The organism is Parasediminibacterium schistidii (genome assembly GCF_046546515.1).
Lineage (GTDB): Bacteria > Bacteroidota > Bacteroidia > Chitinophagales > Chitinophagaceae > Parasediminibacterium.
Map to the genome: position 1 here is coordinate 1 of NZ_JBKHKJ010000009.1, position 11,848 is coordinate 11,848.

9 protein-coding genes are annotated in these 11,848 nt (G+C 39.8%); all 9 read left to right on the plus strand.

Annotated elements, in window-relative coordinates:
* A partial coding sequence (locus tag ACHFIY_RS06800) for a glycosyltransferase (RefSeq protein ID WP_410845320.1) occupies positions 1-1,283 on the plus strand: 1,283 nt, incomplete at its 5' end.
* On the plus strand, positions 1,280-2,446 hold the full coding sequence (locus tag ACHFIY_RS06805) for a glycosyltransferase family 4 protein (protein WP_410845321.1): 1,167 nt from the start codon (positions 1,280-1,282) through the stop codon (positions 2,444-2,446). The genes ACHFIY_RS06800 and ACHFIY_RS06805, both read left to right, overlap by 4 nt.
* 1 nt (position 2,447) lies before the next feature.
* Positions 2,448-3,863, plus strand: a complete 1,416-nt coding sequence (locus ACHFIY_RS06810; RefSeq protein WP_410845322.1) for an exosortase Y-associated Wzy-like protein — start codon at positions 2,448-2,450, stop codon at positions 3,861-3,863.
* The gene (locus ACHFIY_RS06815; protein ID WP_410845323.1) at positions 3,832-4,992 is read left to right on the plus strand and encodes a glycosyltransferase; all 1,161 of its coding nucleotides are present in this window, start codon (positions 3,832-3,834) and stop codon (positions 4,990-4,992) included. Before ACHFIY_RS06810 ends, ACHFIY_RS06815 begins: the two co-directional genes overlap by 32 nt.
* Before the next feature lie 4 nt (positions 4,993-4,996).
* Positions 4,997-5,860: a glycosyltransferase family 2 protein gene (locus ACHFIY_RS06820; RefSeq protein WP_410845324.1), complete on the plus strand. Its 864-nt coding sequence runs from the start codon at positions 4,997-4,999 to the stop codon at positions 5,858-5,860.
* Positions 5,857-6,408, plus strand: coding sequence for a WcaF family extracellular polysaccharide biosynthesis acetyltransferase (locus tag ACHFIY_RS06825; protein WP_410845325.1), 552 nt, complete (start codon positions 5,857-5,859; stop codon positions 6,406-6,408). The genes ACHFIY_RS06820 and ACHFIY_RS06825 overlap by 4 nt, the downstream gene beginning before the upstream one ends.
* 789 nt (positions 6,409-7,197) lie before the next feature.
* On the plus strand, positions 7,198-7,968 hold the full coding sequence (locus tag ACHFIY_RS06830; protein ID WP_410845326.1) for a glycosyltransferase family 2 protein: 771 nt from the start codon (positions 7,198-7,200) through the stop codon (positions 7,966-7,968).
* A gap of 25 nt (positions 7,969-7,993) precedes the next feature.
* Positions 7,994-10,435 (plus strand): SLBB domain-containing protein, encoded by a 2,442-nt coding sequence (locus ACHFIY_RS06835; protein ID WP_410845327.1) that lies wholly within the window; start codon positions 7,994-7,996, stop codon positions 10,433-10,435.
* Between the two features lie 113 nt (positions 10,436-10,548).
* Positions 10,549-11,799, plus strand: coding sequence for a flippase (locus ACHFIY_RS06840; protein WP_410845328.1), 1,251 nt, complete (start codon positions 10,549-10,551; stop codon positions 11,797-11,799).
* The last annotated feature ends 49 nt before the right edge of the window (positions 11,800-11,848 follow it).

Consider the following 11,848-nt stretch of genomic DNA (forward strand, 5'->3'; position numbering starts at 1 on the left):
ATTTGAAAAAACTACTCATCATCTCCCCACACTTCCCCCCTATCAATGCCGCTGACATGCACCGTGTCAGGCAAAGCGTGTGGTATTTTGAACAATTTGGTTGGAAGCCGACAGTAGTTAGCGTAGATGAGCAGTTTATAGAAAACATTGTAGAACCTATGCTTTTAGAAACCCAGCCTACTGGCTTAGAAATAATAAAAGTAAAAGCATTTGCCACTTCATGGACGAGGAAAATAGGCTTAGGCGCATTGGCTTTAAGATCGTTATTTTTTTACTTTTTCGCTATAAATAAGCTATTAAAGCAAAAGCATTTTGACCTTGTTTATTTTTCCACCACTCAATTCCCTTTACTTGTGCTAGGGCGTTATTGGAAATGGCGGTTTAAAGTACCTTATGTCATAGACATGCAGGATCCTTGGCATTCTACTTATTATGTAAACAAGCCAAAGGCCGAGCGGCCAAAAAAATACTGGTTTTCCTTCTACTTAAATAAATGGCTGGAACCAATTGCCATGAACGGTGTAGATGGCTTAATTAGCGTTTCTGCTGCATATATCCAGGAATTGCAGCAGCGTTACCCAGTATTAATAAATAAACCTTCTAGCATCATTACTTTTGGGGCTTTTTCAAAGGACATGGAAGTGGCAAAAAAAAAAACCGTAAGCACCGTTTTTTTGAAAGACAACCATTTGAAATACATTGTATATGTAGGGCGTGGAGGGTTTGACATGCAGCTAGCCTTGGCCCTGGTTTTCGCTGCTTTTAAAGAAGGGCTTTCCAAGCAGCCCGATATTTTCAAGCAGTTCCGCTTTGTGTTTATTGGCACTAGCTATGCGCCTAAAGGAAAAGGCACAAAAACCATATTGCCAGTGGCGGAAAAAGCAGGTGTTGGGAATTATTTAACAGAATACACAGAGAGGGTTGCCTACTACGAAGGGTTATCAATACTACAAAATGCCGATATGTTGTTTATCCCCGGGTCAGATTCTGCTGCATACACAGCATCTAAGCTATACCCGTATATACTTACAGAAAAACCAATATTGGGTATTTTCCATATAGAAAGCAGTGCCAAGAAAATATTGGAAGATACAAGTGCTGGTAAAACCTGTGCAATAGGTGATGAGCCTGAAATTGTTTATGATACACTTAGCAGTTTATTGGCTAGCCTTGTAAATAAAACATACATCAACACCACCAATTGGAAAGCTTTTAGCAACTATAGCGCAGCATCAATGACAAAGAAACAAGTGGCTTTATTTAATTTGGTAGCAAGCAAATGAGCAAACGCATTGCAATAATTACCACGCACCCTATACAATATTATGCCCCTCTTTTTAAATTATTGGCAAAAGAAATAGGTATAAAAGTATTTTATACATGGGGCAAAAATTCAATAGAAAAATTTGACCCAGGGTTTGGCAAAACCATCAATTGGGACGTGCCGCTGCTAGATGGCTATGAATATGATTTTTTAGAAAATACATCTCCTAGCCCAGGCAGCCACAATTTTAAAGGCATTGTTAACCCTAATATTATCAAGTCAATAGAAGCCTATAGCCCTTCTGCCATTTTGGTTTTTGGATGGAGCTATAACAGCCATTTAAAAGTATTAAGGCATTTTAAAGGAAAAGTACCCGTTTATTTCAGGGGCGATTCTACCTTGCTCGACAATAAAAAAACTACCCTTGCAGACAAAGTCAAACTTTTTTGCAGGAAGCTTCTTTTGCATTCGGTATATAGGCATGTTGACAAGGTTTTTCATGTAGGTAGTGCCAGCAAAGCCTATTTTAAATGGGTTGGGCTAAAGGAAAACCAATTGGTTTTTGCCCCACATGCCATAGACAATGTAAGGTTTGAACAAAATTGCACGTCTGAAGCATTGGCAAAAAGGGCAAAATTGGGTATCCCTGAAAATGCAAAGGTTATTTTGTTTGCGGGCAAATTAGAGCCTAAGAAAAACCCTCAATTATTGTTGAAAGTCTTTCTAGCCTCGGATATGAAAGATGCACATTTGATATTCATTGGCAATGGCATTCTAGAACAAGCATTAAAAGTCCAAGCAGCAAAAGCTGGCAAGCAAGCATTAGTACATTTTGTAGGTTTCCAGAACCAATCGTTAATGCCAATGTGGTACAATTTGGCCGATGTCTTCTGTCTGCCTTCACAAGGGCCTGGAGAAACTTGGGGGTTGGCCGTAAACGAAGCGATGGCATGTGGCAAAGCTATTATTACTAGCAGCAAAGTAGGATGTGCCATAGATTTGGTAAAAGAAAGTGTAAATGGGTGGGTTTTTGAAACAGAAGCACGCTTGCAAACTATCTTTGCCCAATTGCCATCAAAGCAAGCCCTTGAAAAAATGGGGGCACGCAGCAAACAGATTATAGAACAATGGGCATTGCCAGTAACGGCCAGTAATATGCTAAAAGAATGGGAACAACAGTAGTATGAAGAATGTAAAAATTTTACCAATGTTCCTTCCATTGTTCATTGCGTTTTTTTTGGAATCAAACCCTGTTGCATCATACCTAACCGCCTGGTTAGGTAGTTTCTTTCTATTATATGTTTCATTAACAGGGTTTATTGCACCATTGCCCGATGATTTGCCTATTTCTGGGCAATTAATGCGGCCTTTGTTTGTAGTACAAGTTATTTTTTGCGGGTTCAATTTTTGTTCTTCCATTTTCTATTTTTTAGACACGCTGGGCATGCAGGACTTTGCTTGGCGGTCAAATTATTTTGTAGATAAAGCCAAGGTAATAAAAATTGCAGAAGCCCAGCGTTACTATTTGCTTGGGCATATTTCTTTGCTGCTGGGGCTGCTTAGTCGGCCACTGCAAAACGTAAAATTTGCATATAAAATAAAGGAAGATTTAGACTGGAGCGTTTTTTTAACAGGGTTTACTTTTTTTACTTTTATGGGGTCTGTCGTTACAAGATTTATTCCAGGCATGGGACAAATAAGGGAGCAATGCAGTAATATCAGTTTCTTGTGTGGCACTTATGCGTTTTGCTATGCAATCGTAAAAAAAGACAGGAATTTAATCCTAATGGCGGGGGCATTTTACGGATACAATTTTATTAATACCCTTGTGTCCGGCTTTAAGGAACCCATTATTGTAAGCCTGCTGCTGGTGGGTATTTTCATGTACCCTTTTTACAAGAAAGTGGTTACTTATGCGGCATTACCTTTCGTGTATGTGGCTTTTTTTATTATACCTGCTTATGTTAGCGCATTCAGGGGGCTAGCAAATGAAGACAATAGCGGGAACGCAACGGAAATAAGGGACCAAGCATTAAGCACTGCATTAGAGGGAAAAGAAAGCAACTGGGATTTTTTAACAGGCCGCCTTTCTGAAATTGGGATGTTTACAACATATATTGCATCTACACCCAAGCAAATACCCTATTATGGCACCCAAATAGTAGAGCAATCTTTAACAGTATTAGTACCTAGGGTTTTTTGGCGCGACAAACCCATTACAGAGGTATTGGTGATGCAAAGGGTATATGATGCAGGGGTAGTAAGTAATATTGCAAAAGTATCTGCCAAGCCCATGTATATAGTAGATGGTTATTTAAGCGGAGGGCTATTGGGCATTATGATAAGCCTTTTTGTATATGGGTTTGCAGTGCAGTGGATAGCAGGGATAGCAGAAAAATGGTTTGGAGGCTATTTCTTTGGCACGGCTATTATTTTCAATGGGTTGTTCTCTATTTTTTGGCGCGGCCTGTCTTTCGAGTTTATATTAAACTCTGTTTTATACTCATTCTTTTCAATGTATGTTATACGATGGCTTTTATACACTTACGGTTATCTAGAAAAAATACATGAAGATCCTGCACATAATACCGTCGTATAAGCCAGCATTTATATATGGTGGGCCTATTTATTCGGTAAGTACTTTATGCGAAGCCCAGGCTGCCCTAGGGCATCAGGTTTTTGTATTTGCTACCGATGCAAATGGTAAAAGCAATCTATCTGTTCCTCTAAAAAAAATCCAATGGGTAAATAGAGTAGGCGTTTATTATTTTCCACGTATTACTGGCGACCATACGCACGTGTCGCACAGCTTGTGGAAGTATTTAGCCAAAAATGCCAAAAACTACGATGTTGTGCACTTGCATAGCTGGTGGAGTATTTTGATGATAGGCTGCGCATGGGTATTAAAATGGAAAAATATTCCTTTTATACTATCGCCTAGGGGCATGTTTTCAACATATTCTTTTGGTAATAATGCAACTACTTTAAAGAAAAGGATTTTTTTCGATTGGTTTTCCAAGCCTATACTTCAAAAACAAGTTTTTCATGCCACTGCGGCGTCTGAGCAATCCGAAATACATGACTTGTTTGGTGCTGGTGCAAAAGTGTTTACCCTTCCTAATTTGCTGCAGTTCCCCAATTTATTACCTTTTGATATTGGGCAGCACAACCAACGCAATACCATTAAGCTATTATTCATTTCCAGGGTCGACCCTAAAAAGGGTATAGAATTGTTGCTTCATGCAATGCAGCAATTACACAAAGCAGCAATGCCAATTCATCTTACGATCATTGGCTCGGGCAGCCATGCGTATGAGAATGAATTAAAAAAGTTGGCTCGTTCGCTGTCAATCGAGTCGGTAGTAACATGGAAAGGAAGCGTGGAATGGAGGGCTAAGTTTGACGACATATTGGCCTGTGATGTGTTGGTACTGCCATCGTACAACGAAAATTTTGCCAATATCGTACTGGAAACCCTGTATGCCGGACGGCCTGTTATTGTTAGCAAACATGTAGGCCTTAGCGATTATGTAGAAGCCCAAAAAATGGGCTGGGTGATAGAAGCAGATACCGGAAGCATTGTAAATGCCGTAAAACAGTTCAGCGAACAAAAACAATACTGGCAGTCAAAGTCTTTGCAAATGCACAACCAAATACAGGCAGATTTTGCTATAACAAAATTAGCAGAAGCATATATCGATAATTATAAAACATATTTCAAAGTATAAGTAATTGCCCAACTCCTATTTTAGCTTTATTATTTTAACTTACAACGAAGAATTTCACTTACCAAGGCTGTTAAGTTCTATCCAATCATTATATGCCGCAACTTATATACTAGATTCTGGCAGCACAGATGGCACTGTGGTTATTGCCAATGGTTTTGGGTGCACTGTAAAAACAAATGCTTTTGTTAACCATCCCAAGCAGTGGCACGCTGCATTGGCTGCTTTTAACATTCAAACACCATGGGTGGTATGCCTAGATGCAGACCATACCGCATCGCCCGAATTAGTAGCATTGCTGGCTGGGTTTACTGGCAAAGGCTTTGAAGATGTGAATGGCATCTATTTCAACCGGAAGAATATATTTAAAGGCAAGTGGCTTCGGCATGGTGGCTATTCGCCGTTCTACCTGCTAAAAATGATCCGCTTTGGCGTGGGTTATTCCGACCTTAACGAAAACATGGACCACCGTTTTGTAGTGCCGGGCAAAACCGTTATCTGGAAAGAAGGCTATTTAATAGAAGAAAATTTTAAAGAGAACCACATAGCTTTCTGGATAAGCAAGCACAACCGCTACAGCGATTTGGTAGCGGCTGAAGAGTGGGAAAGGATGCTGAAAATGAGGTCGCAGACCATCAAGCCCAACTTGCTGGGCAACCCAGATGAAAAAAAAGCATTCCTAAAAAGTATTTGGTGGAAAATGCCTCTGTATGTGCGGCCATTTATATACTTTTTTCATCGATATTTTATACAATTAGGTATATTAGACGGGAAGCAAGGGTTTGTGTTCCATTTTTTGCAAGCATTTTGGTTTAGGTTGGTGGTAGACATTAAAATTGATGAGCTGAAAAAAGGGCAAAAGCAATCATGACAACCGATTTTAATAAATACAACAATAGCTGGTACCAGCCCAGCGGTACCTTAAAAAGGGGGCTTTGGTTTTTGGTGAATGTATTTTTCTTTAACAATGGGTTGGCAGGATTCAATAAATTGAAACTCCTACTGCTGAAAGCGTTTGGTGCATCAGTAGGCACTGGCGTAGTAATAAAGCCCTCTGTGAATATAAAATACCCTTGGTTTTTAACTATTGGCAACAATGTATGGATAGGCGAGGCAGTATGGATAGATAATTTAACCCATGTAATTATCGGCAACAATGTTTGCCTTTCGCAAGGGGCAATGTTGCTCACTGGCAACCATAATTATTCAAAACAAAGTTTCGATTTAATTATTGGCGAGATAAAACTGGAAGACGGCGTGTGGATTGGGGCAAAAGCCATTGTTTGCCCTGGCATTACCTGTTATAGCCATTCAGTTTTGGCAGCAGCATCGGTAGCCAACAAAAGCCTAGAGGCATACAGCATTTACCAAGGCAACCCAGCTGTAAAAGTGAGGGTGCGTAAAATTGGACACCTATAATTTATGCCACAAAGGCTAAAAAGTTCGAAGAATATGAAGGTTAAAGGTTATTGATACTATCTTTTTTCTGCATTTTTCTTTTCTTCTTTTCTCTTAAAACTTTGTGCCTCTTTGTGTCTTCATACCTTCGTGCCAGGTTAAGCGGGTGCATAAAAAGTTTTTCGCTTTGTGGCGATATTCCCTAATCTTTAAAAACCTTATCTTTGTGCCAGAAATGCACTTACTAAAAACCAAGTTAAATGCATTTTAGATGCTGTCAACTAGTACTTGCATCAAAGTTGTTTTTTTGTTAATATTAAGATAGTTTTAGCTAAAAAATAGCCTCGTTTTTATGGCTGTAAAATACGCAAAAATTACTCACAAAATGAGCATAAAATACGCAAAAAGTATGCACAAATCACTCAAAAAATAGGCACAAAATAGGCACAAAATAGGCACAAAATACGCATAAAACTTTTCCGTTATTGTTGATAATCAATGATTTAAAGGCGATGGAACGATTTTTCAAAAAATCGCGAATAGGAAAAAAGGCCGAAAATTGGCAAAACTGAAACTATTTTAATAAAAACCCCAGAAAAAGGAATAGTGTAGAAATTGTATAAGTGTTCTCGTTTTGCATCCCATCTTCTTGCCTGTGGGGTGTTTGTTCCGGCTTTTTGGGATAAGTGGCGGGCAGGGTGGTACTAGGGTGTTTTTTCACTAAAAAGCGAAAAACTTTTATGCACCCAATTAAGCAAGTTGCTGCCCTTGTGGCAACCTTTCTTTTTTTAATTTCAACCCAATAAAATAGTGTCCACAGGTAGTAATTATATAACCGTGTCCATCATCACTGCAACCTACAATAGTGCTGCAACTATTGCAGATACATTGCACGCCGTGCAAAGCCAAACCTACCCGCATATAGAACATATTATTGTCGATGGTTTGTCTACAGACAACACTATTCAGTTGGTAAAATCCAGCAACCATAAAGGCATCATTACTGAAGGAAAAGATGCTGGCATTTACGATGCCATGAACAAAGGCATTGGCTTGGCAAACGGGGAAATAGTGGGTATTTTAAATTCAGACGACTTTTACCCAGATGCTACTGTTATTGAAAAAGTAGTTGCTTTATTTAAGGAAACCGGTTGCGATGCCGTATATGGCGATTTGGTATATGTAGATGCAATTGATACAGCCAAAATAAAAAGAAATTGGGTTTCTGGGGCATATAAGCGGGATAATTTTTTGTATGGCTGGATGCCGCCGCACCCCACTTTTTTTGTAAAAAAAGAAGTTTATTACCAATATGGGTTATTTAATATTTCTTTGTGGGGCGCTGCCGACTACGAATTGATGCTGCGGTTTTTATATAAACACAGTATCAGCGTGGCATATTTGCCAAAAGTGCTGGTGCATATGCGTGCTGGTGGGCAAAGCAACCATTCCCTATTTAACCGCCTGCGGGCAAATAGGGAAGACAGGAAGGCTTGGCGGTTAAATGGGCTAAAGCCATATTGGTACACGTTGCTGCTGAAACCACTAAGGAAAATCAGCCAGTTTTTTATTAAGGATTAGTTTACTTTAAATGTTTGGTGTACACATGAATAAGATGTTTTTGTATAAGGTTTTTGCTGCCTTTTTGTGTTGTGTCATTTCTACAAAAATGCTTTGTGCACAGGATATTTTAAAAAGCAAAGATTTAAGCACCTTTAAAGTAGATGTGCTTACTGATGATGACATCAATAAGTTTAAGCAGCAAATACAGCAAAGCGGCCTTACAGAAACACAAGCAGAGCAGTTGGCGTTGCAAAGGGGCTTGCCTACATCTGAACTAAGCAAGTTGAGGGCAAGGCTAGCTTCTACAAGCAATAATAAAAATACAAGTATTACTAGCAAGGCGATTAGCAGGGCACTCGATACTACCGATTTTGTAGCATCAACTACAACGTATGAAAAGGAAACAAGGAATACAGTTTTTGGCAGCGAATTGTTCAACAATCCCACGCCTATTTTTGAACCCAACCTCCGAATAGCTACCCCAAAAAATTACTCACTTGGCCCTGACGACGAGTTAATCATTGACGTGTTTGGCTACCAGGAGGCAAACTACCGGTTAACCGTATCGCCCGAAGGCAGTATCAATATTCCCTTTATTGGCATTGTGCCTGTAACTGGCCTAACCATAGAGCAGGCAACCAAGCGCATCAAAACAAAAATGATGGGCAGTGGCTATGCAAGCATGGCCACTGGGCAAACAGAGTTGCAAGTAAGCATTGGTAAAATACGCAGCATTAAAGTAACAGTGATTGGCGATGCAAAAAAACCTGGTTCGTATAATATATCTTCCTTATCCACGCTTTTCAATGCCTTGTATGCCGCAGGTGGGCCTAGTGGCAAAGGATCTTTCAGGCAAATTGAATTGATACGGAACAACAAAATAATCGTGAAACTAGACGCTTACGATTTTTTGCTAAAAGGCGACCAAACCAATAACGTTCGCTTGAGCGATCAAGACGTGATTAGAATCCCTCCGGCAGACGTCCAAGTTAGTTTGCTTGGGGAAGTAAAAAGGGAGGGTATATTTGAAATATTACCAAACGAAAGCTTACAAAAACTGATTGGTTTCTCTGGAGGTTTTGGAAACGAGGCTTATACTGCATCTGTGCAGATAAAACAAGTTACTGAAAAGGAACGCCGTATAAAAGACGTGTTGAAAAATGATTTTTCTACCTATGTGCCTGCAAAAGGGGATTCTATTCAAGTAAATAAAATCCTAAACCGATACGACAACAAAGTAACCATCTCTGGTGCTGTTTACAGGCCAGGGACCTATGAATTGAAAAAAGGCTATACACTTGCGCAATTGATAGAAAAAGCAGATGGGCTGAAACAAGACGCCTTTAAAGAACGTGGCGAAATTGTGCGGATAAACGATACAGACCTTACTAAAAAAATTATACCATTCAATGTGCAGGCTGTTGTGGCTAAAACCGCTACCGACATACCTCTTCAAAAAAATGATGAGGTAATTATTGGCGAGGCGGGGGCTTACAAGGAAAAATATACCATATCGCTGGAAGGAGAAGTGAAAAAACCAGGGCTTTACCCCTATTTTGATGGGATAACTTTAAACGATTTATTGTTTTTGGCAGAAGGGCTAACCGATGCGTCTGCAATTGATCATATAGAAATTGCACGCCGGGTAAAAAGCGACAACAATACAAAAAAAGATGAAATGGCTATCATAATAGACGTAGCTGCACAAAAAGACCTGAGCGTAATTGGCAATGAAACACAATTGCAACCTTGGGACGTAATTGCCGTGAGGCGCAAGAAAGATTACAGGGAGCAAGTAAGCGTGAAAGTAGAAGGAGAAGTAAAATACCCTGGCAATTATATATTGTCTGAAAAAGATGAACATGTAAGCAATTTGCTAAAACGGGCAGGCGGCATTACCAATGAAGCATTTATAGAAGCAGCCAGCCTGATACGGGTAAATAATACTTTGCTGAAAAACAACGACATGGCCGAAGAAAAAGTAAAAAAAATACAGCAACAACTAAAAGATACGAGCAGCAATTTGGTAGAAGGCTATACAAAACCCACTATAAAGGTTGGCCTCGACTTGAGCAAGATACTAAGCAATCCCAGGGGCCTAGATGATATTTTGCTACAAGAAGGCGACGTGCTAAGCATACCAAAACAAAAGAATGAAATAAAAGTAAATGGCGAAGTAATGGTGCCTTCGGAAGTAGTATATAAAAAAGGCGAGTCTTTAAAATATTACATCAATAAAGCGGGCGGATATACAGACAATGCAAGGGAGAAAAAAGTATATGTACTATATGCAAATGGCGATGCCAACAGGATAAAACATTTCTTATTTTTTAAAACATACCCCGTAATTACGCCCGGGTCAGAAATTTTAGTGCCTAAAATACCTGAAAGAAAAGCAAATGGCTTATCAACTGCCGAAGTCATCGGCCTTACAAGCGCAATAGCCAGCTTAGCAGGCGTGGTGATAGCTATATTAAGGCGCTAGTTAGCTATAAATTTTCGCTTTTTTTTGCCACAAAGACACGAAGGTTCAAAATAGAACTTTTTTTGTGCATCTTACTGTCTTGGTGTCTTCGTGGCTATAACCAACTGGCACAAATGAAAACTGAATACAAAAATAGTATTTCAAACGCTTTATACCTTTTGTTGGTACAAGGTGTAAACTACCTCATACCTTTAATTATTTTGCCCTACCTGTTAAAGGTGCTGGGGCCAGAAAAATATGGCATTATTGGCCTGGGACAGGCTTTTGTGCAATACTTTATTTTAATTGTAGAGTTTGGTTTCAACCTAAGCGCCGTGAAACGGGTAGCCCTCCACAGGTACGACCCTGAAAAGCTAAGTGTCATATTCTGGTCTACCCTTGGGGCAAAATGTATATTATGTGCCTTTTGTTTTTTACTGCACATGCTGCTAGTGCATACAGTGCCGCTATTTCAGGTACATAGCCAAGTATTGAATGTGTTTTTTTTAATGGTTATTGGCAATGTGCTGTTCCCTATCTGGTTTTTTCAGGGCATAGGCAAAATGCGCCTGCTGGCGGTGGTCAATTTTTTAGTGAGATTGTCTATCCTGCCCATCATCCTTGTGTATGTAAAAAAGCCATCCGATTATGTGTTAGCAGCGCAGTTGCAGTCGATGGTTTATTTATTGTCGGGCTTGCTTTCTTTTATCTTCATTTTTTGGTTTAAATATGTAAAATTTAGCCCCATTAGCATAAAAACCATGCTTGCCGAGGCCAAGGAAAGCTGGCTGGTGTTTGTGTCCAGTGCCGCTATCAATGTTTATACGTCTTCCTTTGTGGTTATCCTTGGTTTTTTTGCCACTACAACTGCCATTGGCTATTACACGGCGGCTGAGCGGGTGATGCGTGTTTCGTGCTATTTAATTGCTGCGCCACTAAGCCAAGCATTTTTCCCAAAAATCAGCGAGCTAGTTGTTAGCAACCGAAGCAAGGCAATAGACATGCTATGGGTAGTATTAAAAATTACCATCTTGTCCATGTCAGCTGTTGCCGTTTGCCTTTTCTTCTTAGGTGGGCTGGTTACTAAACTACTAGGGGAAAGCTACCACAATTGCATTTATCTACTCAAAATAATGTGCCTTGTACCACTGCTTATTGGCTTGGGCGGTGTGCTGGGGCAGCTTGGCCTGCTGGCTTTTGGCGAGAAGGAAATGTATGCAAAAGCATACCTTATCACGGGGGCTTGCTCCATAGTGCTTGTATTTGTGCTTACCTATATGTTTAAAGAAGTTGGCACTGCTTGGGCATTGCTGGCAACCGAGCTGATAGTGGTAGGCCTGCTGGCAAAATATGCAAGGGATGGCATTTTTAAAAAGCAATTCTAGGATTGCCAGAAAGGCATGAAAGCTAGAAGTGGTACTAATAAAATAAAGT